Genomic DNA, 24,773 nt, shown 5'->3' on the forward strand with positions numbered 1-24,773 from the left:
GTCCGTTCCCCGCATCCACGGAAAAGCAGCCAACGCCCTCTTGGGCGAGGTCAGCTGCGTTCCGTGATGGTGAACCAGAAGCAGCCGCCGATATGGGCGGCGCCAGCGAGCGCTGGCTTGCTCCATAGCGGCGTCAGGACCCCATGCAGGTCCGGGGTTTCGGTGCAATGCTTCACCGGCAGTTCTACCCTCAGCCTCTCGCCGGCGAGCAGCCAGCAAGCCAGAAGATACTGCTCGTTGTAGTAGCGCTCGACCCAAACCGGCGGGTAATCTAACGGCAGGAAGATGTCGTGGATGCCCACGAGGGTCCCGACGGCCAGCGCCGGCAGGACCTCGGTGAAGAACACCGTCACATCGCTGTTCTGGAACGCGCGGTGGCTACCGTCGAAGAACACGATGTCCTCCGCCGTCACCTCGTCCCAGAACGCGGGCGCGACCTCCTCGAGTGGCTCGCGGACGACCTCGTCGCAGATCGCATCGATGTCCGCGCGTGGATTGGGGTCGAGCGAGACAATCCGCGTCGGTAGCGCGAAGTCGGAGATGGCTCGCCGGGCGAAGAGCGTGGAGTTTCCCGACCCGATCTCGACGAAGCGTCTCGGTCGGCGGGTGGCGATGAAGCCGTAAAGGGATATCGCGTCGAACGCCGGGAACCAATCGTTCAACCAATGCGGCTGGCCCGACTCGCCAGGCCCTGCTGCGATCTCCGCCGCCTGATCCACGAGGGGGAGGAAGCTTTCCAAAACGGTCTTGTACCGTTCGTTACCCCGTCGGAGCCCGGCGAGCAGCTGCGCATGCGGGGGCCTGCCCCATCCGTGGCGGCTGCGCGGACGGACCGCGTAGTCCATCTCGATCAACTTGCCCGCGTCGCGAAGGTCAAGGTAGTGGCGAAGACCAGCCGCCTCCGCATCCCGCTCCGCCCGGTACCGGGCGCTCGTGGCTTTGGCGGCGGCCAGGCGCTCGTCGGCGTGCGCGACGTGCTCCTCGGCTGCGGCAACCCGGTCCGCGGCGTCCGCGGTCGCCCGGCGCGCGTCCTCCTGGGCCTGACGCACCGCCAGCGCGCTGTTCCGCGCGGCGAGCTCGGCGTCACGACTGGCTTCCGCAGCCGCTGCCGCTTGCCGCTCGATCTCCCGGCGCTGTTCGACAAGGGCAGCCCGAAGACGGGCCATTTCGTCGTAGAGGCTGCCGGCGCCGACCTGCCGCAGAAGTCTCTCCCGAAAACCCTTGCCGGCGAGCCATCCGCCCCGCCCCCGGCGACCATCAGACATTTTGGCGTACCCCTAACGTTCTAAAGCGGTAACATGGCCGCCGCGTCAGAAGAAGGCGGCCGGTGCGTCCGTATTGTCGACACGTCCGCAGGCCGCGGCGGTCGAGCCGGCTTGACGGGGGGGACCTTGCCGACACCGCGCCGCCACGGGTTGCGCGCCGCTGTCGCCAAGACGTCGGCACGGAAACGCTCCGACCGGCCGCTCCGGCCGGCCGCTCCGGCGCCGCGAGCCCGGCGCGGGTTCGCATCCGCGCGCCCTCAACGCGTGCGCCACACGAGGGTGGAGGACACGGCGTAGTTCCAGACGCCGGTCAGCAAGGCCCCGGCGGCCCCCGCGACCCCCCACCCGACCAGCCCGTCGCGCAGCAGCAGCCCGGCGATGCCCACGTTCGCGACCGCCCCCACGGTGCACACGGCGTAGAAGAGGAGCAGCCCCTGCCACAGCCGTCGTCCGCGCAGCCGCATGTCCCGGTAGGTGATCCGGTTGTTCAGGTGGAAGTTCGCGGTCATGGCGACGAGGGTCGCCGCCCACTGGGCCGCCGTGAACCCGATGCCCAGCCCCCGGACCGCGAGCCCGAGCACGACGAGGTGCACGAGAACACCAACCGCGCCGACCGCGGCGAAGGACACGAAGCGCCAGGGAAGCCAACCGCCGAGGGCCTTGTCGAGGAGCAAGCCGAGGAATTCCAGCAGGACGGTCGCGTCCAGCTTCGAAGCGCCGGCCGTCCGGGGACGGAAGCTGTAGGGAATTTCAGCGACCCGGAGCGGCCGGCGGGCCGAGAGCAGCAGGTCCAGCAGGATCTTGAAGCCGCGGCCGGAGAGCCGCGGGGCCAGGGCTTCGAAGAGCGGGCCGGGCATCAGGAAGAAGCCGCTCATCGGGTCGCTGACGGGAGTGGGAAGCAGGAGTGCGGCGAGGCGGGTGCCGGCGTCGCTGACCGCCACGCGCGCGGCGGAGAAGCCGCCGGCCGCCTCACCGCCGGCCACATGGCGGCTGCCGATCGCGACCTCCGCCCCCGCCCGCACGGCCTGGAGCATGGCGGGTAGGATCGTTTCGTCGTGCTGCAGGTCGCCGTCCAGCACCGCGACGTAAGGGGCGGAGGAGGAGAGGGCGCCCTCGATCACGGCCGAGGCCAAGCCACGTCGGCCGATCCGCCGGATGGCCCGGATGCGCGGGTCGGTTGCCGCGACGGCACGGGCCTCGGCGGCGGTGCCGTCCGGGCTGTCGTCGTCCACGAAGACGGCTTCCCAGGCGATGCCGGCCAGGGCGGCCGTCAGCCGCTCGACCATCGGCCGGACGTTCGGGGCCTCCTGGTAGCAAGGGATGACGACGGTCAGTTCGGCCGGGCGCCCGGCCGGCTCCGCTCCGGCGAGGTGGTTCGGCACGGCCCGGGCTTAGCCCGGGCGGCAGGGCTTGGGAACGGAGGGGTGGCGTGAGCTGGGCTGCCCCCCGGCGTATGCCGATACGCCGACCCTTTGCTGGCCGGCGATGCTCTTCGCGCTCACGACGGGCGTGGCGACCAGACCTTCGCCTGTGACGCGGCCGGCCTGGGCGCCGCTGATCCCGCCGGATCACCTGACCGATGTCGTGCGGGGTGGAGGGCGTCCCCTTTTAGTAACGCGGCTGGAGGATGCCCCGGGCCGGGAGACCCGGTTCCGCTTCGTCGAGCAGGCGGGCCGGCTGCTGCGCTGCGCCGAGTTGCACCCGGATGGGCCAGGGAGCGCTTCCGTCTCTGAACCGGGCCAGCGTGCAGGGACGGCCATGCACTGACTTGCGGGACCAACTGGGGTAACTTGATCCTGGGCCAGCGCGAACAACCTTCGGGGTGAGGCCCGACAGGAGAGTACGATGCTGATCCGCTCACGCCGCGGCTGGGAACTGCCGGAATCCTCCGTGACACCGGAGGCGGCCGTGATGGGGCGTCGCGGCGCGCTGACGGCAGGGGCAGGTCTTCTCGCGGCGGCAGCCCTTCCTGGGGAGGCCTCCGCCCAGGGTCAGGCGATGCGCAACCTGCGCTTCCGCCCCGAGCGGGACGTGACGGCCGAGCGCGACGCCACGACCTACAACAACTTCTACGAATTCAACACGAGCAAGGACGTGGTCCGGCAGGCCCAGCGCATGCGGACGTCGCCGTGGTCCATCCGGTTCGCGGGGCTGGTCGAGCGGGAACGGGAGATCGGCCTGGAGGACCTGCTGCGGCAGGTGAGCCTGGAGGAGCGGATCTACCGATTCCGCTGCGTCGAGGCCTGGGCGATGACCGTGCCCTGGACCGGCTTCCCGATGTCGCAACTGATCCGGCTCGCCGCCCCGAAGCCCGAGGCGCGCTACGTCGTCTTCACGACGGTCGAGCAGCGCGACACCATGCCCGGCCTGCGCTCGCCCGCCGTCCCCTGGCCCTACGAGGAATGCTGCACGGTCGAGGAGGCGCGGAACGAGCTCTCCTTCGTCGCGACAGGCATGTACGGCAAGCCCCTTCCGAACCAGAACGGGGCGCCGATCCGGATCCTCTTCCCCTGGAAGTACGGGTTCAAGTCGGGGAAGAGCATCATCCGCGTGACCTTCCAGACCGAGCAGCCGGTTGGGACCTGGGAGCAGATCCAGCCCGCCGAATACGGCTTCTGGGCCAACGTGAACCCGCAGGTCGCCCATCCCCGCTGGAGCCAGGCGAGCGAGCGGTTGCTCGGCACGAACGAGCGGGTGGCGACCCGCCTGTTCAACGGCTACGAGGAATTCGTCGCGCCGCTCTACAGCAGCGTGATGAACCAGCGGATCTTCTACTGATCCAGGCACCGGCGCGCCTCGGCGATCACCCGGCGTGTCTCGGACCAAAGGGGTAGGGCGGCGAGTTCGGCGGGCGTGAAGAAGCGCGCGTCATCCGCGTCGTCCCCGGCCGCGGGATCGCCGCCCGCCCAACGGGCGGCGTAGTCCAGGATGGTGTAGTGGAAGCGGACCCGGCCTTCGGCGTCGCGGGTGATGATATCCACGGCGGCGGCGAAGGTCAGGGGGCCGGGCGTCAGTCCGGTTTCCTCGCGCAGTTCACGACGGGCGGCGTCCTCGACGGTTTCGTCCAGTTCCTGCGTGCCGCCGGGGATGGACCAGACGCCGGCGTTCGGCGGCCTCCCGCGGCGGATCAGGAGCACGTCGTCCCCGCGGAACAGGACGACCCCGACGCCGACCCAGGGGCGGTCCGGGTATTCCCGCGCGCTCAGTTGCTGCGGGCCCGGAGTTCGTCGAGCGACGGGGCGAAGGCCTTCGCCTTCCAGGCGCCGACCTGGTAGGCCCAGCCGCGCCAGCGGGCGTTCAGGCGCGATGCCTCCTCATCACCGATCGCGGCCAGGCGTACCCAGACGTCCCCGCCTTCGATGTTCACCCGGGCGTTGACGGTGAGGTTGTCGGTCAGGACGAAGCGGCCCTGGCCGGTTTCCGAGCCGGGGATCTGTGCTTCGGGGCGGACGTCGAGGAAGGTGAGGCCCTCGAAGGCGCGGGAGACCTCGTCCAGCGCGATGTCGTCGGCCGGCGGGGCGTCGCCGGGCAGGACGATCGAGAGCGGGGTGTCGGAGCCGCCCTGGCGCAGCATCTCGATCGTGCGACCGTCGCGCACGGAGATGACGCGCTGCACGCGTTCGCGCGGCAGGTTCACGACGTCCCGGTCCACCCAGAGTTGCGAGTCGGCGTCCACGGGCACGCGGCCCTCGGCGAGGTAGGATTGATTCTCGCTGGGGCGCCGGACGTAGATGCTCTCCGGCACGCCGCCCTGGGTGCGCATGCGGCGTCGGCCCGTGATGAGCTCGGCGATCGGCGCGCCGTTGCCGTCCAGCACGCGGAGCAGGGCAGCCGTGGAGTTCGCGGCGCCGGGCTCGCCGAGGCCGAGGCGGTCCAGGGCCTCGGGGTCGGAGGTGCGACGTTCGGCAAGACGAAGTTCGGTCAGGCCGGCCAGCATTTCGCGCACGCGCTCGCCGCGGGCGGGGTAGCCGCCCTTCGCGGGGAGGACCCAGGTCTCGCCCTGACGGTCGAGGACGAGGGTGTTCGAACCTTGCCGGATCTCGACCTTCCGGGCGCCGGCGAGCCGCGGCGCGAGGTTCGGGAAGGCGAGGACTGCCTCGTCCGTCCCCGGAGTCTCGGCGCCGCGCGGGACGAGGAATGCGGCGGCCCCGACCGAGACGGCGGCCGCCCCGCCAAGGCCGATCAGGTGACGTCGGTTGACCGGCATCGCCGTCAGACCCGGGCCGCCGCGCGCCGGCGCGCCCGGAGGACGGCCAGGACGAGCGCGGCGACGGTGAGCAGCGCGGGGACGAGCGCGATGTTCAGGAGGCGAAGCCAGGTCTCCAGCCCCTCGATCCCCTGGCGCAGGTCGCGCTGGACGGCGCGCAGTTGCTGTCGGGTGCGGACGATCTCCTCCCGCGCGCGGTCGATCTCGGCCCGCTGCTCCGCGGTAATGACGGCCTGGGCCCGTTCGCCGGCGTTGGCGCCGCCCGTGCCCTGGCGCAGGTCTCGCAGCCGGCGCTCCGTCTGGTCCAGGCGGGTCTGGAGGTTTCGCTCGGTCTGCCGGTACTGCGCCTCGGCGTCGCGGCGCATGTCTTCGACCAGCGTGAAGGGGCGGAGGCTTTCTGTGCGGGAACGGAGGGAAATCAGTGCGTCGCCGCCGACGAGCGTATCGACAAGGTTGGTCACGAGCGCGCCGTTGTCGCTGATCGGGGTCGCGACGCTCTGGCCGAAGAACTCCTGCGTGCGTACCCAGAAGCGGTCCTCCAGGATGTCCGCGTCGTTGCCGACGATGAGGTTCGTCGGCCCGTTCGTCGCGGCGACATGGGCCGGCATGTCGGCCGCGCGCTCGGTGCCCTCGGGCAGGGCGGGCGGCCCTTCCGGGAAGGCGGTGGTGAGGGCACCGCGGAAGCGGGCCAGCAGGACGCGGCGCTGCCCGTCCGCGCGGAAATCCGCGAGGATGCGGGCGGGGTCCGGTGCCTCTCGTACCCGCGCCACGTCCAGCAGCATGGATTGGGCGGAGGAGGTGAGGACGGGCGTCATCTCGACGCCCGCACCGTCCCGCCGCCGGACCTCTCCGGCGGAGGCGAGGGTGACCTGCTGGAGTTCGGCGGAGGCCACGTCGGTCCGGTTCAGGCTGTCGCCCTGGAGGTTGTACCAGGCGACGTAGTCCACGCCCTGCACCCGGTCCTGCGGCGAGGAGCGGACGCGCCAGGCGCCGCGCTGGTCCGCGACGACCTTGTCCCGCGGCGCCTCGATCCCCCAGGCGCGGAAGAGGCGGTCGAGGTTGGAAGAGGAGTCCGTCGCCGGGCGGCCCGTCGGGTCTGGGCGGCTGGCCTGGCTCTCGGAATGCGGGTCCACCAGCGCCATCAGGCGGCCCCCGCGCATGACGAACTGGTCCAGCGCGTAGAGCGCCGTATCCGGCAAGTTCTGCGCGTGGGCGACGAGCATGACCTGGACGTCGGCCGGGATGACCTGCGCATCGGCCGCGACGTCGCGCACGGTGAAGAACTGCCGCAACTGGATCATCACCGCAAAGGGCTGCCCGGCGCCGGGGACGCGCATCATCATCGCGCGTGGGTCGCCGTTCAGCGGCAGCGACGACAGCACGCCGAGCACGGGGCGGCGGGGGCTGGAGAGCTCGAAGACCAGCCGGGTCAGGTCGTATTCCAGGAAGCGCTCGCGCTCCGGCTGGAAGAAGGGGATGGTGCGCTCGTCGTCGAGCAGGTTCACGCCGGCGAGGCCGAAGAAGATCTGTTCGCCCGTCTGGTCCACCGGCACGCCCTGAAGGCCGTAGGCGAGGGCGCGGTCCTCGACCTCGGAGAAGGGCTCGGGTTCCAGGAACTCCAGCCGGATCTTGCCGCCGGAGACCGCTGCGTATTCGCGCAGCATCTCCCGCACGCGGTCGGCATAGGCGCCGAAGACCGGCACGGTGGCCCCGAGGCGGCGGGAGTAGAAGAGGCGGAGCGTGATGGGGTCGCGTAGGTTCGACAGGACCTGCCGCGTGCCGGAGGACAGCGTGTAGAGGCGTTGTTCCGTCAGGTCGAGGCGCGCGCGGGACAGGAACCGGTCGGCCAGGACGTTGATGCCGACGGCCAGCGCGACCGCGGCCAACAGCGCCGCGATCGACAGCCAGCCGCGGCGCGACGCCCGGCGGGGTCGGGGCAGGCCAGCGGAGGAAACGGTGTCGCTCATAGGCTCAATCCGCCTTCCGCGCATCCACCGCCAGCGTGTTGGCGAAGAGCCAGACGGCGATGAAGGATGCGAAGAAGAGAAGGTCGCGCGCCGAGATCACGCCGCGGGAGAAGGCGGCGAGGCGCTCGGTGACAGAGAGGCCGCGGGCAACGTCGGCCAGCGACGGGATGTTCTTGCTCAGGAACTCCGTCACGACGGGCGAGCCCGCCGCGGCGAAGAGAAAGCAGACGGCAACCGCGAGGACGAAGGCGATGACCTGGTTCTTCGTCAGTGCGGAGAGGGCGGCGCCGATCGCTAGGTAGGCGCCTGCGACAAGCAGGCAACCCAGGTAGCCCGTCGCGATCACGCCGTTGTCCGGATCGCCGAGGATGTTGACCGTGACGATCAGCGGGAAGGTCAGCACCAGCGCGATCGCGCAGAAGGCCCAGGCCGCCAGGAACTTACCGACCACCGCCTGCCACTGCGCGATCGGCAGGGTCAGCAGGAGTTCGATGGTCCCAAGCCGCCGTTCCTCCGCCCAGAGGCGCATCGTGATCGCGGGGACGAGGAAGAGGAACAGCCAGGGCACGAAGGCGAAGAAGGGCTGCAGGTCCGCCGTGCCGCGGCCGAAGAAATTGCCGAGCGTGAAGGTCAGGGCGCCGGACAGGACGAGGAAGATGACGATGAAGACGTAGGCGACGGGCGTCGCGAAGTAGCCCGCCAGTTCCCGCCGGGCGACGTTGAGCATCCCCTGCATCAGGCGACCTCCACCACGGGCTGGCCCAGCGTCAGGTCGCGGAAGACGGCATCCATGTTCGGGCCGAGGGCCTCGAGTTCCGCCGGGGTCGCGTCGGCGACGACCCGCCCGCGGGCGATGATGATCGCGCGGGTGCAGACGGCCGAGACTTCCTCGAGGATATGGGTCGAGATGACCATCGCCTTGCTCGGCGCCATGCGGGTGATGAGGTCGCGGACCTCATGCTTCTGGTTCGGGTCCAGGCCGTCCGTCGGTTCGTCCAGCACCAGGACCGGCGGGTCGTGCAGCAGGGCCTGGGCCAGGCCGACGCGGCGCTTGAAGCCCTTGGACAGCGTTTCGATGGGCTGGAGGCGCACGCCGCCGAGGCTGGTCAGCCACATCGCGTGTCCCACGCGGTCCTTCAGGTCGCTGCCCCGGAAGCCGCGGGCGCGGGCGCAGAAGGCGAGGAAGTCCTCGACCGTCATCTCCGGATAGGTCGGCGCGCCCTCCGGCAGGAAGCCGAGGTGGCGCTTGGCGGCGACGGGGTGCTCGATGACGTCCTGGCCGAGGATGCGGGCGGTGCCGGCGGTCGGAGTCACGAAGCCGGCCAGCATCTTCATCGTCGTGGACTTGCCCGCGCCGTTCGGGCCCAGGAAGCCCAGGACCTCGCCGGGGCGGACGGTGAAGGAGATGTCGTCCACCGCCGTGAAGGCGCCGAAGCGCTTGGTCAGGCGGTCGATCTCGATATGCGCGGCAGGCGCTTGATCCGACACGAAAACTTCCCCCGTCGCGGGGTCCCCACCCCGCGCCGCGGTGGGTAGTCCCGGGCCGGGCGGCAGGCAAGGGCCGGGGTCAACCCGCGGCGAGCGGCTTCAGGGTCAGGTCGTGGTCGAACAGGGCCAGCAGGTCGCGCGCCGCGCGGCCCCGGGGTGTGGCCGACAGGTCGGGGTCACGTTGCAACAGCAGGGTCGCGTCCTGGTGGGCCACCCGGACCAGGCCGGCGTGGCGCTGCGGGTCGGCAAAGCGGCGTCCGATCTGCCCGGCCTGCCGCATGCCCAGCGCGTCGCCGCCACCGCGGAATTCCAGGTCGGCATCGGCGATGACGAAGCCGTCCTCGGTGTCGCGGATGACGGCGAGGCGGCGCTTTTCCGAGTCGATCAGTTCGGACGAGGGCAGCAGCAGGCAGTAGGACTGCGCGGTCCCGCGCCCCACGCGGCCCCGCAACTGATGCAGGGCGGAAAGGCCGAAGCGCTCGGCCTGCTCGATGATCATGATCGTGGCCTCCGGCACGTCCACGCCGACCTCGACCACCGTCGTGGCGACCAGCAGTTGCGCGCGGCCCGCGGCGAAGTCGGCCAGGGACGCCTCGCGGACGTCCAGGGTCTGCGCGCCGTGGGCCAGGCGGACCGTCTCGCCGAAGACCTCCCGCAGGGCGGCGTAGGTCGTCTCGGCCGCGACGTTGTCGTGCTGCTCGCCTTCCTCGACGGCGCGGACGACCCAGTAGGCGCGGTGGCCTTCGGCAAAGGCGCGGCGCAGGGCGGCCAGGACTTCGTCGCGGCGCTCGCGGTTGATGATGCGCGTCACGATGGGCTTGCGGCCTGCGGGGCGGCCTTCAAGGCGGGACACCGCCATCTCGCCCCATTGGGTCAGGAGAAGCGTGCGGGGGATGGGCGTCGCGGTCATGACCAGCACGTCGGCGCCACCGGATTCCGCACCCTTCTCGGTCAGCGCCAGCCGCTGGGCCACGCCGAAGCGGTGCTGTTCGTCCACGACGACGAGGGCGAGGTCGCGGAAGGCCACGCCTTCCTGGAACAGGGCATGGGTCCCGACGATCAGACGCAGGGACCCGTCGGCCAGCCGGCGGAGGACGCGCGACCGCTCCTTCCCCTTCACGCTGCCGGCGAGCAGCGCGCATTCGATGCCCGCGGCGCCGGCGAGGCGCTGGAAGGTGCGGAGGTGCTGGCGGGCCAGGATCTCGGTCGGTGCCATGATCGCGGACTGCGCCCCGGCCTCGACAGCCTGGAGCATGGCGGTGAGGGCGACGAGGGTCTTGCCGGAGCCCACGTCGCCCTGGAGCAGCCGCAGCATCCGGCGTGGGGCGGAGAGGTCCGCCCCGATCTCCTCCATCGCCCGGGCCTGGGCGGGGGTGGGTTCGTGGCCGAAAGCGGCCAGGGCCTTCGACCGCAGCGACCCGTCCCCGGCCAGCGCCCGCCCCGGCCGTTCCAGCACCGCGCGCCGGATTAGCCCGATCGCGAGTTGCCCGGCCAGCAATTCATCGTAGGCCAGCCGGTCGGTTATGCCTGGCTCCGGCACGACCTCCGGCGCCTGGACCGCGCGGATCGCGGCGGAGAAGCCGGGCCAGTGGCGGCGCCGCAGGTGCTCGGCGTCCTGCCATTCAGGGAGTTCGGGAAGGCGGGCGAGGGCGCCGCGCATCGTCCTGGCCAGCGTCTTCCAGTCCAGGCCCTTCGAAAGCGGCCACACGGGCTGGAGGGGCGGGATCTCCTCAGGCGGCGATACGAAGTCCGGCGCGTCCATCTGCCAGCGCGGGCCGTAGCGACGGACCCGACCGGAGACGGTCCTTGCCGCGCCCTCCGGGAAGGCACGGTGCAGCCAGGGCCCGACCCAGCGGGCCCGCAGGAAGTAGACAAGGTCGATCAGCGACCGCTCGCTGCTGCACTTGACCACCCAGGGCTGCGATGGCGTGCGGGGCGCCGTCACGCCCTCGACCAGCACCGGCACGGTCGCGACATCGCCGTCCGCGGCGTCGGCGAGCCGGGTCACGCGGCGCCGGTCCAGGTGACGCTCGGGAAGGTGGAAGAGAAGGTCCAGGACCCGCGGGCCGACGAGCGTCGCCAGGGCCCCCGCCTTGCCCGCCGCCTCCGGCAGGCTCTCCAGCGGCGCGAGCAGCGGGGCGAGATATGTCGGGCCCTCGGGGGCGGCCGGCGGGTCCGGTCGGCGGTCCGGGGCGAGGAGGGGGTGGTCTGGCATGATGGGGCGCGGCGGTTATATGGCACCGCACGAACGAATGCCGAACGCCCCCCATGGCTGAACCGATGCCCGATCCCTCGTCCGACCAAGCCGAAGAACTCTCGCCGCGCCGGCGGCGCTTGATGTTTCGCGCCACCCACCGCGGCACGAAGGAGTCGGACCTGCTGGTCGGCGGCTTCGTTCGGGGGCGAATCGCGACCCTCACCGACCCGGAGCTGGACGCGCTGGAGGAGGTCCTGGAACTGCCCGACGTGGACCTGGCCGACTGGCTCTCGGGCCGCCGCCCCGTGCCGGAGGCCCTGCGCTCGCCGATGCTGATGGAGCTGGTCGAGGCCTGCGGCCGCCCGGGTGCCGGCATCCCGGAGAAGGTCCGCCCGCGCGCATGAGCACCACGACTGCTATCCGGGGCCTGACCGTCTTCGGGTCCCCGGAGGGGTACGATGCCCTCCTCGTCGCCCGCCGCCGGGCGGAGGAGGGGGCGGCATCCTCCACCTCTGCCGCGACGACGCGCGGATGCAGCGCATGGTCGAGGCCCTGGCCTTCTTCGCACCGGGGGCCGAGGTCCTGACCTTCCCGGCCTGGGACTGCCTGCCCTACGACCGCGTCTCGCCCAACGCGGAAATCGTGGCGGAGCGGGTGGCGACCCTCACGCGCCTGCTGGAGCCCGCGAAGGCGCCGCGGATCGTGCTGGCAACGGTGAACGCCCTGGTCCAGCGCGTCCCGCCGCGCGCGGTTTTCGGCGGCACGACCATGCGCCTGAAGCGCGGCGGGTCGGTGGACCCGGAGCGGCTGATCGCCTTCCTGGAGGCCAACGGCTACGGCCGCGCGAACACGGTGATGGAGCCCGGGGAATACGCAGTCCGCGGCGGAATCCTCGACCTCTACCCGGCAGGGGAACCGGACCCGGTTCGCCTCGACCTCTTCGGCGACGAGATCGAGAGCATCCGACGCTTCGACACGGGAACCCAGCGCAGCGGGGAGGCCGTCGAGGAACTGCGCCTTGGGCCGATGGGCGAGGTCTTCCTCGACAAGGATGCGATCAGCCGGTTCCGCACGGCCTACCGCGACCTGTTCGGCAACGCGGCGGCGGAGGACCCGCTCTACGTCAGCGTCTCGGCCGGGCACCGCCACCCCGGCATGGAGCATTGGGCCGGGCTGTTCCATGACGGGATGGAGACGCTGCTGGACTACCTCGGCGCGGCCTCCGTCTCGCTCGACAACCAGGCGGAAGACGCGCTGACCGCGCGCCTCGAGATGATCGAGGATCACTACGCCGCACGCCGCATGCCGCCCCGCGAGGGGGAGGTGCCCTACCGGCCCGCTCCGCCGGACCGGCTCTACCTGAGCCGCAGGGACTGGGACGTGATGCTCTCCGGCGGTCCGCTGCTGCGCTTCACGCCCTTCGACAAGGCGGAGGGCGCGGAGGGGCTGGACGCCGGCGGACGGCAGGGCCGGCTGTTCACCGAGGTCCGGGCGAGCGGCGGCAACGTCTTTCAGGCCTTCCATGACCATGCCCGGCAGATGGCGGGGCAGGGGAGGCGGGCCATCCTCGCGGGATGGACGCGCGGGTCGCGCGACCGGCTGGCGAACCTGCTGCGCGAGGCGAAGGTGCCCACGCAGACGGTGGACGACTGGTCCGGGGCCAAGGCGCTGCCGCCGGGGGTCGTCGGGCTGGCGGTCTGGGGGCTGGAGCGCGGCTTCCTCGGCGCCGGCGGAGGTCCCGGGGAACCGGGCATCTCGGTCACGGCCGAGCAGGACCTGCTGGGCGACCGCATCGCCCGCCCGCCGCGCCGGCGCAAGCGCGCCGACGAGTTCATCGCCAATGCGACGGAAATCGCCCAGGGCGACCTCGTCGTCCACCTGGACCACGGCATCGGCCGCTACGACGGGCTGGAGACGGTGGACGCCGGCGGCGCGCCGCATGACTGCCTGCGTCTGATCTATGACGGCGGGGACAAGCTCTACGTCCCTGTCGAGAACATCGAGATCCTGACGCGCTACGGCAGCGACGCCGCGGGCGCGACGCTGGACAAGCTGGGCGGTGTCTCCTGGCAGAACCGCAAGGCCCGCGCCAAGCAGCGAATCCAGGACATGGCGGGGCAGTTGATCCGTACCGCCGCCGAACGCGCGACGCGCCAGGGGCAACTCGCGACGCCGCCGGAAGGGGCTTGGGACGAGTTCTGCTCCCGCTTCGCGTTCGTCGAGACGGACGACCAGCAGCGCGCCATCTCCGACGTGCTGGAGGACCTGGCTTCCGGCAGGCCGATGGACCGGCTGATCTGCGGCGACGTGGGCTTCGGCAAGACCGAGATCGCGCTGCGCGCCGCCTTCATCGTCGCCATGACAGGGGTTCAGGTCGCGGTGGTCGTGCCGACGACGCTGCTCTCCCGCCAGCATTTCCGGACGTTCACGACGCGCTTCGCGGGCTTCCCGATCAAGGTGGCGCAACTGTCTCGGCTCGCGACACCGAAGGACGCGGCGAAGGTCCGGGAGGGGCTGAAGGACGGCACGATCAACATCGTCGTTGGCACCCACGCGCTGCTCGCCAAGAGCGTCGAGTTCGCGGATCTCGGCCTGGTCATCGTGGATGAGGAGCAGCACTTCGGAGTCGCGCACAAGGAACGGCTGAAGGCGCTGAAGGCCGACGTGCACGTTCTCACGCTGACGGCAACGCCCATTCCCCGCACGCTGCAGCTGGCTCTGTCCGGCGTGCGGGAGATGTCGGTCATCGCGACGCCCCCGGTAGACCGCCTTGCGGTGCGGACCTTCATCATGCCGTGGGACAGCGTGGTGATCCGGGAGGCGATCCAGCGCGAACGCTTCCGTGGCGGCCAGGTATTCTGCGTCGTCCCGCGCCTGGAGGACATGCCGAAGGTTGCCGAGCGGCTGGCCGAGATCGTGCCCGACGTCCGCGTCGTGCAGGCACACGGCCAGCTTTCCGCGACGGAGCTGGAACGGGTGATGACGGAGTTCGGCGACCAGAAGTTCGACGTGCTGCTGGCGACGAACATCGTGGAGAGCGGCCTGGACATGCCCGCCGTGAACACGCTGGTGATCCATCGCGCCGACATGTTCGGGCTGGCGCAGCTCTACCAGCTGCGCGGGCGCGTCGGGCGCGGGAAGCAGCGGGGTTACGCCTACCTGACCTGGCCGCAGATGCACCGGCTCTCCGCCGCGGCGGAAAAGCGGCTGGAGGTGATGCAGACCCTCGACACGCTCGGCGCGGGCTTCACGCTCGCCTCGCACGACCTCGACATCCGCGGCGCCGGCAACCTGCTGGGCGAGGAGCAGTCGGGGCAGGTGCGGGAAGTCGGCATCGAACTCTACCAGCAGATGCTGGAGGAGGCCGTCGCTTCCATCCGCAACCGGGAACGCCGCAAGGCCGGCGAACGCGTCGTCGTGGAGGACCACGACTGGACGCCGAACATCAACCTCGGCCTGCCCGTGCTGATCCCGGAGGACTACGTCCGCGACCTGCCGGTCCGCCTCGGCCTGTACCGCCGCATCGGCGGGCTGACGGCGGATGCGGAGATCGAGGCGATGGCGGCGGAACTCACCGACCGCTTCGGAGACCTTCCGCAGGAGGTCTCGAACCTGCTGGACGTCGTCGGCCTGAAACTGCTCTGCAAGCGGGCGGGGGTCGAGAAGGTGGATGCGGGGCCGAAGGGTGTCGTCCTGACTTTCCGCAAGAACCGCTTCCGCAATCCCGGCGGGCTGGTCGCCTGGGTGCAGGCGCAGAAGGGCGCGGTGAAACTGCGCCCCGACGGGAAACTGGCGCGGGTGCAGGAGATGGACCTGCCGCAGCGCGTGCGCGTGGCGAAGGACATGCTCGTCGCGCTGACCGGAGTAGCGGAGCAGGCCGTCGCGGCCTGAGCCGCGGCGGGTGGAGTCGGCGCGGCGCGAGACCGCTCCGGAAAGTCGCACGGGCGCTGGGCGACGCCAGCGATGCGCGCCGGTTGCGCTGTTTCAGGCCGTCTCGGCTATCGCCACGTCGAGGAGACGCTGAAGCACCTCCGGCTCCTGCGCGCCGGCGATGGCGTGACGGCCCGCGACGACGAAGCACGGTACGCCGTTGATGCCGAGCCGGTGGGCGCGGAGGTTCTCCGCGTGGACCGCTTCCATCTCGGCGTCGGCGGCGAGGAACCGGCGCAGCGTCAGTCGTTCCAACCCCGCCTCGGCGCCGATACTGGCGAGGGTTGCGTGGTCCCCGATGTCCAGCCCCTCTGCGAAATGCGCGAGAAACAGACGGTCCACGACTTCGCCCGCCGCGCCGCGCCGCGCCGCGAAGCGGACGAGCCGGTGCGCATCGACCGAGGAGGGAATTCGCGCGATCAGGTCGAAGCGGAACGGTACGCCCTCCGAGCGTCCGAGGTCGGTCAGCGTAGCCTGCAGCCGCCGCGTGCGGTCGGCCGCCCCGGATTTCCGGAACCCGGCATCGCCCGGCGCATCAGGGTTGAGCAGGAAGGGCCGCCAGATGAGGTCGGCGGCCACGTCCGGCCTGGATCGCAGCGTCCGCCGAAGGCGCCGCGTGCCGAGGAAGCACCAGGGGCAGACCAAGTCGAAGACCACTTCCATGGTCAGCCGGAAGCGGGGCGGTGCGAGGACGTTCACCGTGCCACCCTATCCCGCCCCGACATCGTCAGGCCAGCGCGAAGCGCCGGTACACGGCGGTCTGCTCCTGCAGCCGCAGCTGCGCGGGGCCGCGGGCGTCCTCGCCATAGGTGTCGAGGCTGCCGACCAGCAGGAAGCCGCGCGCCGCGAGAAGGGCGTTGACGGCGTGGAACGGCATGGCGTGACGCGTGGTCGGGACGCCGTACATCGTCATCGTGCCGGGGCGGAATCGTCCGTCCCGCGAAACGGGCAGGCGATGAAGGATGACGAAGCGCCGGGCGACCCGCCCGACCTCCAGCAGGCCGGCCTCCCAGGCCGGAACATGCTCCAGGACGCCGGATGCCATGACAACGTCGAAGGAGGCCTCGGCGAAGGGCAGGGCGGTGAGGCTGGCCGCGGCCCACCGGCCGCCTGGATGCCGCGACAGGGCCTGACGCAGGGCGGCTTCGGCGATGTCCGTCCCCATCCAGTCCAGCCGGTGCGGCAGGCTCGCCTTCGCCACGTCCAGATAGTAGCCGGCGGTGCACGCACAATCGAGGAAACTGAGCGACGCGCCGCTCGGCACGTAGGTCCGCATTGCCTGGACGAAGCTGTCGAAGACGGGGACGCGCTGCCCCGCGCGGAACTCCTCCAGGCGCTGCAGCGCCTGGGGCATCTGCTGGCTGAAATCCGCGCGCTTCCAGCTTGTTGAGAGGTCGTCGTCCATGGCGCGAAGTGTCGGGGACGGCGGAGTGACGGGCAAGGCGCTCAACGCCGCGCGCCCACCCCGATCTGCCGGCACATCGAGAGAAGGGTGCAGGAGGAGCAATGCGGCCGCTCCCCCGTGCAGACGAACTTGCCGAAAGGCACCAGGCGCTCGTTGATCTCGACGCGGTACCGCTCGGGCAGGATGGCCTCGAGCGCGGCCTGGGTGCGCTCGGGCGCGGCTGTCGCGACGATACCCCAGCGGTTGGTGATGCGGTGGACGTGGATGTCCACGGCGATCACGGGCCGTCCCAGTGCGACGCCGAGCGCGAGCGACGCGATCTTCGGCCCGACGCCGTGGAAGGTCATCAGCGCTTCCGGCGTTTCGGGCACCCGGCCCCCGTGATCGTCCCGGATGGCGCGGGAGAGCGCGAGGATGTCGCGCGCCTTCGGCTCCGGGAAGGTCGCGCCGTGGAGGAGGCGAATGAGGGCACCTTCGTCGAGCGCCGCCATCGCCTCGGGCGTCCGTGCGGCGTCGAAGAGGCGGAGCGAGACGGGGATGGTCGTCTCGTCCCGGGTGCGGGCGGAGATGAGGCTGGAGATCAGCTGCTCGAAGAGGCTGCCGTAGCCGCGGTCGCGAAGCTCGAACATCGCAGCCTTGGGCAGGCCGGCCAGGGCGGCGCGCAGGCGCAGGAAGGCCTCGTCGAAGTCGAAGGGTTCCTTGGCCAGGCTGGTCGAATCGGGGCTCGGGCGCGGCTGGGGTGCGGACAGGGAGGCGTGCGGCATCACTGGGAAACGCCGCGCGGAGTCCCAGGCTGCCGAGGCTGGCGGACAGGGTGGGATTCGAACCCACGGTGGGGTTGCCCCCACGCCGGTTTTCAAGACCGGTGCCTTAAACCGCTCGGCCACCTGTCCCCAAGGCTGCGTCGGGCCGGGCACGGGAGTTATAGCGGTGCGTGGGCGCGCGGGAACCGGGCTGGTGGCGCGAAGGGAGCAAGCGACCACCGCAGCGGCGGCCGAGGTCGGGCCGTTCCCAAGGCGGTACGATGCGGGACATGCGCCTCACCAGTCGAGGTTCCGTTGCGGCGCGGCGGGCGTCGTGCGACGTAGCCGCCATGTCGCGCCTGGCCCGCCGATCCCTCCTCGCGCTTCCGCTCCTGGCGGCCCTGCCCGCACGGGCACAGGACGCAGGCTTCGCGTCGTTCCTGGAAGGCGTGAGGGGCGAGGCCCGGCGCGCCGGCGTCTCCAACGCGACGCTGCAACGCGCGCTGACCAACATCCGCCACAACGACCGCATCATCGAGCTCGACCGGCGCCAGCCGGAAGGCACGATGGCCTGGGAGACCTACCGCGACCGCATCGTCAGCCAGACCCGCATCGACAATGGCCGTCGCATGGCGATGGAGAACCGTCCCCTGCTGCAGTCGCTGGAGGCGCGGTTCCGCGTCCCGGGTCGGGTGATGCTCGCCATCTGGGGCATGGAGTCGAATTACGGCCAGAACACGGGCGGCTTCGGCGTTGTCGAAGCGCTCGCGACGCTGGCCTATGACGGCCGGCGGTCCAGTTACTTCCGGGGCGAACTGATCTCGGCGCTTCGCATCCTCGAGGCCGGGCATATCGCGCCCGAGCGCATGCGCGGCTCCTGGGCCGGCGCGATGGGCCAGCCGCAATTCATGCCGACCTCCTTCGAGCGTCTGGCGGTGGACGCCGACGGCGACGGGCGCAAGGACATCTGGGACAGCCGCGCCGACGCGCTGGGCTCCATCGGCAACTACCTCGCCCGCAACGGCTGGCGGGAGGAGGAACGTTGGGGGAGGGAGGTCCTGATCCCCGCGGGCTTCGACACTCGCTCCGCCAACCGCGACAACATCCGGCCGCTGCGGGAATGGGCGCGGATGGGCGTCGTGCAGATGGACGGCTCCCCGCTGCCGGCGAGCGACGTCCCGGGGGCCGTGCTGGTGCCTGGGTCGGAAACCGGCAGCCTCCAGGCCTTTGTTGTGTATCACAACTTCAACGTGATCCGCCGCTACAACTCGCCCAACTTCTACGCCCTCGCCGTCGGGATGCTGTCGGACCGGGTGGCGTGAGGCGGGCCGTCCTCGGCGCCCTCCTCGCCCTCATCGCCTGCACCGATCCGCCGCCGCCCACCCCGCAGGCGCGCTACGTCGTCGGCGAGCCCTATCAGCTCGGCGGCCTCTGGTTCTACCCGCGCGAGGACCTGTCGCTGACCGAAACGGGGCTGGCCTCCGTGGCCGCGGATACCCGGCCGGGGCGCCGGACCGCGAATGGCGACATCCACGACCCGGGCGCCCTGGTGGCGGCCCACCGCACGCTGCAGCTGCCGGCGGTCCTGCGCGTGACCAACCTTGAGAACGGGCGGGAGGTGCTGGTCCGGGTGAACGACCGGGGGCCGGGCAACCCGGGCCGCGTGGTCGAACTGTCGCGACGCGCGGCGGTATTGCTGGGCGTCTCCCCTGACCGGCCGGCGCAGGTGCGCGTGGCCGTGGACGGCAACCTGTCCGGTGCCGCGACGGCCGGGCTGCCCTCCTCCGACGCGCGGGGACCTCGGGTCGAGGCGATCGCGACCGCGCCGGTCGAGCGCGAGTCGCTCGAACCCCCACCCGGCGCGCGGGCGGCGGGCTCCCGCCCGGCCGGCACGGCATCCGCGGCCGTGGCGGACCCGGTCGCGCCCGCCACGCCCGTCGAACTGCCGGACCGGGCGGTGCAGGGCACGCCCTCGCCAGGCCGCCTCTTCGTCGCGGGAAGCACGTTTGCCGGTCGCGACGCCGCGTCGCGCCAGGCCGTGCGGATCGGGGCGCGGGCGCGCGCGGAACCGGTCGGTTCCGGCCGGCGGGCTGAGTGGCGCGTCCGGGCCGGGCCGTTCGATACGGTGTCGGAAGCCGACAGGACGCTTGAGCAAGCCCTCCGCGCCGGCGTATCGGAGGCGCGGATCCTCGTCGAATAGCCAGGGGTGGGCGGCGAGGTGGGGGACAGACACATGACCGAACGCCGCCTTCTGCTCGGGGCGACGGCCGCGGCGGGACTCTCCGCGCCGGGCCTCGTGCGCGACGCCGCGGCCCAGGGCCGGCCGCAGGGGGCGGGCGCCCGTCGCGCAACGCGCCGGCAGCCCCGCCGTCCACGCCTGCCAACAGCCCGCTGGGCCCGGTGGATACCCAGGCGCGCCAGGCGATCATCATCGACGCGGATACGGGTGCGACGCTGTTGGAGAAGAACGGGGATGAGCGGATGCCGCCATCCTCCATGTCCAAGCTGATGACGATGTACGTCGTCTTCGACCTGCTGCGGCAGGGCCGGCTGACGATGGACCAGACCATGCCCGTCAGCGAGCGGGCCTGGCGGATGGGCGGCAGCAAGATGTTCGTCCAGATCGGCAACAGCGTGAAGGTCGAGGACCTGATCCGCGGCGTCATCATCCAGTCGGGGAACGACGCCTGCGTCGTGCTGGCCGAAGGCATTTCCGGCAGCGAGCAGCAATTCGCGGAACTGTTGAACGAATATGGCCGCCGAATCGGCCTGCGGAACAGCAACTTCCGGAATGCGACGGGCTGGCCGGACCCGGAGCACCGGATGACCTGCCGCGACCTCACGGTCCTCGCGCGGCACATCATCAACGACTACCCCGACTATTATCGGTTCTATTCGGAGCGTTCGTTCCGTTTCAACGACATCAACCAGGAGAACCGCAATCCGCTGCTGGGCCGCGTGCCCGGCGCGGACGGGCTGAAGACCGGCCATACGGAGGAGGCAGGCTACGGCCTGACCGGCAGCGCGAAGCGCGGCGACCGGCGGCTGATCCTCGTCGTCAACGGCCTGCGCTCCATGGCCGAGCGGCGGGAGGAGACGGAGCGCCTGATGGAATGGGGCTTCCGGGAGTTCGAGAACGTCTCGCTCTTCCGCGCCTCCGACACGGTGGAGGAGGCGCCGGTCTACCTCGGTGACAAGCCGACGGTACCTCTCGTGGGCGGGCGCGACCTGATCCTGACGCTGCCGCGGCAGTGGCGGCGGAACCTGCAGGTCAAGGTGCGCTACGACGGGCCGATCCCGGCGCCCGTCGCGAAGGGGCAGGAGGTCGGGCGCCTGGAAGTGTCCGGCCAGGGCGTGCCGGCGATGACGCTGCCGTTGATCGCGGGCGCCGACGTGGCCCGGCTCGGGCTGGTGTCGCGCATCCCCGCGGTGATCGGCCGCTGGGTGTCGCGCACCTGACCGCCACGGACGGGAGGGGCCGCTTCATCACGTTGGAGGGCGGGGAGGGGGCAGGGAAGACGACGCTCTCCCGCTCCCTCGCGGCGTGGCTGGCGCAGCAGGGCGTTCCGGTCCTGCGGACGCGTGAGCCAGGAGGCGCACCGGGCGCCGAGGCCATCCGGTCGGTTCTGCTGGAACAGGGGCCCTGGGACCCCATCGCGGAAGCCATGCTGCACTTCGCGGCGCGACGGGAGCATCTGGTCCGCACGATCACACCGGCGCTGGAGGCCGGCATCTGGGTGGTCTGCGACCGCTTCGCCGATAGCACCTGGGCCTACCAGGGCGGCGGACAGGGGCTGCCGCGGGACGCGTGGGACAGGCTGGCCGGCCTGGCGCTGGACGGCGTCGCGCCCGACCTCACGCTGGTCCTCGACCTCCCGCCCGATCGGGGGATGGAGCGCGCCCTGGGCCGTGGGGACGCCAACCGCTACGAGCGGCAGGGATCCGACTTCCACACGCGGGTGCGGGACGCGTTCCTCGCGATCGCGGCAGCGGAGCCGGGGCGCTGCGCCGTGCTGGACGCAGCCGCGGCGCCGGGGGCGGTCCTGGATGCGGCGCGTCGGGCGGTCTCGGACCGGCTCAGCGCGCCGTGAGCCTGCCGCCGGAGCCCATCGCGAATCCGGACCTCGTCGGGCACGACGCGGCGGCCGCGCATTGCGCGACGCCTCGCGCGGCGGCCGCCTGCACCACGGCTGGCTCATCGCGGGGCCGACTGGCGTCGGCAAGGCGACGCTGGCCTGGCGCTACGCGCGCTGGGTCATGGCCGGGACGCCGGAGGGAGCGGGGACGCCGCTGTTCGTGCCACCCGAGGCGCCGGTGTTTCGCCGCGTCGCGGCAGGGGCGCATGCCGACGTGCGCGGGCTTTCGCCCGAGGCCGGCGACAAGGGCAAGAAGGTCATCATCCGGGTCGAGGACGTCCGGGAAGTGCCGCGCTTCCTCTCGATGACCCCGGCCGAGGGTGGCTGGCGCGTCGTCGTCGTCGAAGACGCGGACGGCATGAACGAGCCGGCGCAGAACGCTCTGCTGAAGACGCTGGAGGAGCCGCCGGCGCGAGCGGTCCTGCTGCTGACGACCGCGGCGCCCGACCGGCTGCTGCCGACGATCCGCAGCCGGGTGCGGCGCCTCGACCTGTTCCCGCTGGACGACGCTGCCATGGATCCGCTGCTCGCCCGCTGGCTGCCCGAGATGGCCGCGGTGGACCGGTCCTCCCTCGCGACGATCTCGGGCGGAGCGCCGGGCCGGGCGCTGGCGCTCGCCGATGGGGACGGGCTGGAACTGGCCCGGGACGTCGGCGCCTTCCTCGCTTCCCTGCCGCGTCCCGAGCCGCGGGACCTGCACGCCCTCGCCGACCGGATCGCCGGCCGGCGGGACGGCGCGGCGCTGCTGACCTTCTTCGAACTGCTTCGCGATGCGCTGGCCCGGGCGCTGCGCTCCGCCGGGAGAGGGCAGGGGGGCCTGCCTGGCTCTCCTGCCGGGGCCTTTCCGACTGGGCTGGCGTCTGGGAGAGCCTGGGGCGCCTCGCGGACGAGACGGAGGCGCTCAACCTCGACCGGAAGGGCGCGGTGCTCACGGGGTTGTCCCGCCTCGTCGCGCCCTGATAGACCCAAGCGTCGCGCCGGCGGGTAGGCCGCGCGCGGAAACGGGTTCGATCCTGCGGGCCAACCCCGCCGGTGCCGGCGACAGCCGGCGCGAAACGGGCTAGGCCTGCCGGCCCCACGCGAGAGAGCAGCATGAGCGGCGACGCGCCGACCGCGGCCGGTTCCGGTCGCTACTATGTCACCACGCCGATCTACTACGTGAACGACCGGCCGCATCTCGGCCACGCGTACACGATGGTGGCGGCGGACGTGCTCGCGCGCTGGAAGCGGCTGGAGGGAAGGGAGGTCTTCTTTCTCACCGGTACGGACGAGCACGGGCAAAAGGTGCAGAAGGCGGCCGAGGCGGCGGGGATGGACCCGCAGGCCTTCACAGACGACGTCTCCCGCCACTTCCGCGAGCTGACGCGGCAGATGACCGTCACGAACGACGACTTCATCCGCACGACGGAGCCGCGGCACAAGCAGGCCTGCGCCGCCTTGTGGGAGAGGCTGGCGGAAGCCGGCGACATCTACCTCGGCCATTACGAGGGCTGGTATGCGGTGCGCGACGAAGCCTTCTACGGCCCGGACGAGCTCGTCGAGCGGAGCGGCGTGAAGTACGCGCCGAGCGGGGCGCCGGTGGAGTGGGTGAGGGAGCCGTCCTGGTTCTTCCGCCTCTCCGCCTGGGGTGACCGGCTGCTCGCCTTCTACGAGGCGAACCCGGACTTCATCGCGCCGGCGACGCGCCGGAACGAGGTGCTGTCCTTCGTGCGCTCCGGCTTGCAGGACCTGTCGATCAGCCGCACGTCGTTCCGCTGGGGCGTCCCGGTGCCGCGGGACGACGCGCACGTCATGTATGTCTGGCTCGACGCACTGACGAACTACATCACGGCGCTCGGCTACCCCGACACGCATGATCCGCGCTGGCATTTCTGGCCGGCGGACGTGCACCTCGTCGGGAAGGACATCCTGCGCTTCCATACGATCTACTGGCCGGCCTTCCTGATGGCGGCCGGGCTGCCCACGCCGCGCCGCGTCTTCGCGCATGGCTGGTGGACGGTTGAGGGCGAGAAGATGTCGAAGTCGCTCGGCAACGCCATCAGCCCTGTGGTGCTGGCCGAGGAGTTCGGGTTGGACCCGCTTCGCTACTTCCTGCTGCGGGAGGTGCCCTTTGGGAATGACGGCGACTTCTCCCGCCGCGCGCTGATCGGGCGGCTGAACAGCGAGCTGGCAAACGACTTCGGCAACCTGGCAAACCGCGTCCTGTCGCTCATCGCGAAGAACTGCGAGGGGCGGCTGCCCGCCGTGGGAGAGACCGCGGAAGCAGACCGCGAACTGCTCGGTCCTGTCGAGGCGCTGCCGGGGCAAGTCGCCGAGGCGCTGGACCGCCAAGCCTTCCACGAGGCGCTGGAGAGGGTCTGGGCGGTCGTGCGCCTGGGCAATTCCTGGATCGACTCGCAGAAGCCCTGGGCCTTGCGGAAGTCCGACCCGGTGCGCATGGCCGCGGTGCTACGGAATCTGCACACGGCGCTGCGGACGCTCGCGACGGTGCTGCAGCCCGTGATGCCCGGGACGATGGCGGCGATGCTGGACCAGCTGGGGGTGGGCGAGGGGGCACGGAGCCTGTCGGCCCTGGCATCCCCGTTGCCCGAGGGGACGGCCCTCCCGGCGCCGGCGCCGCTCTTCCGCAAGGTGGAGGAGACCGCGGCGTGACCGCGACGCTGACGGACAGCCACTGCCACCTCGACTACTTTGAGGGGGAGGAGGCGGACGCTGTCGTCGCCCGCGCGAAGGCGGCGGGGGTCGGGCGGATGGTGACGATCGGCGTCCGGATGGCGCAGGCGGAAGCGGTGAAGTCACTGGCCGACCGATTTCCGGAGGTCTGGGGAACGGTCGGAATCCATCCGCACAATGCGGGTGAGGGCCCGCCGCCGGAGGTCGCAGACCTGGTTGCGCTGGCCGACCATCCGAAGGTGATCGGGATCGGGGAGTCCGGCCTCGACTACTTCTACGACAAGGCGCCGCGGGACCTGCAAGCCGAGAGCTTCCGGCGGCACATCCGCGCGGCGCGCGAGGCCGGGCTGCCGCTCATCATCCACGCGCGGGATGCTGACGAGGACATCGCAACGATCCTGGAGCAGGAGCGGGAGGCGGGCGGGCCCTTCGACCACCTGCTCCACTGCTTTTCCTCCGGCCGGCGGCTGGCGGAGCGGGTCGTGGCGGCGGGCGGCTACGTGTCCTTGTCCGGCATCCTGACCTTCCCAAAGAGCGAGGAGATTCGCCTCATCGCCCGTGACCTGCCGGAGGACCGGCTCTTGGTTGAGACGGACGCGCCCTACCTGGCGCCGGTCCCTGTTCGCGGGAAGCGGAACGAGCCAGCCTACGTGGCCCATACGGCGGCGGTGCTGGCCGGGCTGCGCGGATGGGAGGTGGCGCGGACCGTGGAGGTGACCAGCCAGAACTTCGAGCGTCTCTTCAGGAAAGCGCGCTAAGTCT

Annotated in this window: 21 protein-coding genes, 1 tRNA gene and 1 pseudogene; 11 read left to right on the forward strand and 12 right to left on the reverse strand. The window is 71.4% G+C overall.

What is annotated here, in order from left to right; all coding sequences use genetic code 11:
* Window positions 1-50: 50 nt before the first annotated feature.
* Both ACE7GA_RS21425 and ACE7GA_RS21430 read right to left on the reverse strand, forming a co-directional pair.
* Window positions 51-1,265: a class I SAM-dependent methyltransferase gene (locus tag ACE7GA_RS21425; RefSeq protein ID WP_376091277.1), complete on the reverse strand. Its 1,215-nt coding sequence runs from the start codon at window positions 1,263-1,265 to the stop codon at window positions 51-53.
* Between the two features lie 257 nt (window positions 1,266-1,522).
* Window positions 1,523-2,647 carry a glycosyltransferase gene (locus tag ACE7GA_RS21430; RefSeq protein ID WP_376091280.1) on the reverse strand — a complete coding sequence of 375 codons (1,125 nt, stop codon included), beginning with the start codon at window positions 2,645-2,647 and terminating at the stop codon, window positions 1,523-1,525.
* Between the two features lie 103 nt (window positions 2,648-2,750).
* Between ACE7GA_RS21430 and ACE7GA_RS21435 the strand changes: the two genes are divergently transcribed.
* Together ACE7GA_RS21435 and msrP are read left to right on the forward strand one after the other, a co-directional pair.
* Window positions 2,751-3,032, forward strand: coding sequence for a hypothetical protein (locus ACE7GA_RS21435; RefSeq protein WP_376091283.1), 282 nt, complete (start codon window positions 2,751-2,753; stop codon window positions 3,030-3,032).
* A gap of 78 nt (window positions 3,033-3,110) precedes the next feature.
* Window positions 3,111-4,043: a protein-methionine-sulfoxide reductase catalytic subunit MsrP gene (gene msrP / locus ACE7GA_RS21440; protein WP_376091286.1), complete on the forward strand. Its 933-nt coding sequence runs from the start codon at window positions 3,111-3,113 to the stop codon at window positions 4,041-4,043.
* On the opposite strand, the gene ACE7GA_RS21445 is transcribed toward msrP, so the two are convergent.
* From ACE7GA_RS21445 to recG, 6 genes are all read right to left on the reverse strand, one after another.
* On the reverse strand, window positions 4,037-4,471 hold the full coding sequence (locus ACE7GA_RS21445; protein ID WP_376100452.1) for an NUDIX hydrolase: 435 nt from the start codon (window positions 4,469-4,471) through the stop codon (window positions 4,037-4,039). The two genes, msrP and ACE7GA_RS21445, sit on opposite strands and share 7 nt — an antisense overlap.
* Window positions 4,468-5,472 carry a DUF4340 domain-containing protein gene (locus ACE7GA_RS21450; protein ID WP_376091289.1) on the reverse strand — a complete coding sequence of 335 codons (1,005 nt, stop codon included), beginning with the start codon at window positions 5,470-5,472 and terminating at the stop codon, window positions 4,468-4,470. The genes ACE7GA_RS21445 and ACE7GA_RS21450 overlap by 4 nt, the downstream gene beginning before the upstream one ends.
* Before the next feature lie 5 nt (window positions 5,473-5,477).
* Window positions 5,478-7,439, reverse strand: a complete 1,962-nt coding sequence (locus tag ACE7GA_RS21455) for a Gldg family protein (protein ID WP_376091292.1) — start codon at window positions 7,437-7,439, stop codon at window positions 5,478-5,480.
* 4 nt (window positions 7,440-7,443) lie between these two features.
* Window positions 7,444-8,175, reverse strand: coding sequence for an ABC transporter permease (locus tag ACE7GA_RS21460; protein WP_376091295.1), 732 nt, complete (start codon window positions 8,173-8,175; stop codon window positions 7,444-7,446).
* Window positions 8,175-8,927 carry an ABC transporter ATP-binding protein gene (locus tag ACE7GA_RS21465; protein WP_376091298.1) on the reverse strand — a complete coding sequence of 251 codons (753 nt, stop codon included), beginning with the start codon at window positions 8,925-8,927 and terminating at the stop codon, window positions 8,175-8,177. Before ACE7GA_RS21465 ends, ACE7GA_RS21460 begins: the two co-directional genes overlap by 1 nt.
* Before the next feature lie 79 nt (window positions 8,928-9,006).
* Window positions 9,007-11,142, reverse strand: coding sequence for an ATP-dependent DNA helicase RecG (recG, locus tag ACE7GA_RS21470; protein ID WP_376091301.1), 2,136 nt, complete (start codon window positions 11,140-11,142; stop codon window positions 9,007-9,009).
* A 65-nt stretch (window positions 11,143-11,207) separates the two neighbouring features.
* Here recG and ACE7GA_RS21475 point away from each other — a divergent pair, with 65 nt between their 5' ends.
* A complete protein-coding gene (locus tag ACE7GA_RS21475) occupies window positions 11,208-11,528 on the forward strand; it encodes a succinate dehydrogenase assembly factor 2 (RefSeq protein WP_376091304.1) in 321 nt (106 codons plus the stop codon).
* A pseudogene (gene mfd, locus ACE7GA_RS21480) lies at window positions 11,525-15,015 on the forward strand (transcription-repair coupling factor). Before ACE7GA_RS21475 ends, mfd begins: the two are co-directional and overlap by 4 nt.
* 93 nt (window positions 15,016-15,108) lie before the next feature.
* On the opposite strand, the gene ACE7GA_RS21485 reads toward mfd, so the two are convergent.
* The 4 genes from ACE7GA_RS21485 to ACE7GA_RS21500 all read right to left on the reverse strand — a co-directional run bounded on the left by ACE7GA_RS21485 (window position 15,109) and on the right by ACE7GA_RS21500 (window position 17,352).
* Entirely contained in the window at window positions 15,109-15,753 is a 645-nt protein-coding gene (locus tag ACE7GA_RS21485; RefSeq protein WP_376091307.1) for a DsbA family oxidoreductase, read from the reverse strand.
* 28 nt (window positions 15,754-15,781) lie between these two features.
* Complete coding sequence (locus ACE7GA_RS21490) at window positions 15,782-16,459, reverse strand: class I SAM-dependent methyltransferase (protein WP_376091310.1); 678 nt, start codon at window positions 16,457-16,459, stop codon at window positions 15,782-15,784.
* 41 nt (window positions 16,460-16,500) lie between these two features.
* The gene (nth, locus tag ACE7GA_RS21495) at window positions 16,501-17,223 is read right to left on the reverse strand and encodes an endonuclease III domain-containing protein (RefSeq protein WP_376091313.1); all 723 of its coding nucleotides are present in this window, start codon (window positions 17,221-17,223) and stop codon (window positions 16,501-16,503) included.
* A gap of 39 nt (window positions 17,224-17,262) precedes the next feature.
* A tRNA-Ser gene (locus tag ACE7GA_RS21500) sits at window positions 17,263-17,352 on the reverse strand.
* Window positions 17,353-17,552: 200 nt separating this feature from the next.
* Between ACE7GA_RS21500 and ACE7GA_RS21505 the strand changes: the two genes are divergently transcribed.
* From ACE7GA_RS21505 to ACE7GA_RS21535, 7 genes are all read left to right on the forward strand, one after another.
* Entirely contained in the window at window positions 17,553-18,524 is a 972-nt protein-coding gene (locus ACE7GA_RS21505; protein WP_376091316.1) for a lytic transglycosylase domain-containing protein, read from the forward strand.
* Window positions 18,521-19,402 (forward strand): RlpA-like double-psi beta-barrel domain-containing protein, encoded by an 882-nt coding sequence (locus ACE7GA_RS21510; RefSeq protein ID WP_376091319.1) that lies wholly within the window; start codon window positions 18,521-18,523, stop codon window positions 19,400-19,402. Before ACE7GA_RS21505 ends, ACE7GA_RS21510 begins: the two co-directional genes overlap by 4 nt.
* A gap of 200 nt (window positions 19,403-19,602) precedes the next feature.
* Entirely contained in the window at window positions 19,603-20,661 is a 1,059-nt protein-coding gene (locus ACE7GA_RS21515; RefSeq protein ID WP_376091322.1) for a D-alanyl-D-alanine carboxypeptidase family protein, read from the forward strand.
* Window positions 20,658-21,293 (forward strand): dTMP kinase, encoded by a 636-nt coding sequence (gene tmk, locus ACE7GA_RS21520; protein WP_376100455.1) that lies wholly within the window; start codon window positions 20,658-20,660, stop codon window positions 21,291-21,293. The genes ACE7GA_RS21515 and tmk overlap by 4 nt, the downstream gene beginning before the upstream one ends.
* Before the next feature lie 61 nt (window positions 21,294-21,354).
* Entirely contained in the window at window positions 21,355-22,326 is a 972-nt protein-coding gene (locus ACE7GA_RS21525; RefSeq protein WP_376091325.1) for a DNA polymerase III subunit delta', read from the forward strand.
* Between the two features lie 104 nt (window positions 22,327-22,430).
* Entirely contained in the window at window positions 22,431-23,990 is a 1,560-nt protein-coding gene (metG, locus tag ACE7GA_RS21530; RefSeq protein ID WP_376091328.1) for a methionine--tRNA ligase, read from the forward strand.
* Window positions 23,987-24,769, forward strand: a complete 783-nt coding sequence (locus ACE7GA_RS21535) for a TatD family hydrolase (protein ID WP_376091331.1) — start codon at window positions 23,987-23,989, stop codon at window positions 24,767-24,769. The genes metG and ACE7GA_RS21535 overlap by 4 nt, the downstream gene beginning before the upstream one ends.
* Window positions 24,770-24,773 lie beyond the last annotated feature (4 nt).

This window comes from Roseomonas sp. CCTCC AB2023176 (genome assembly GCF_042259275.1).
Lineage (GTDB): Bacteria > Pseudomonadota > Alphaproteobacteria > Acetobacterales > Acetobacteraceae > Roseomonas.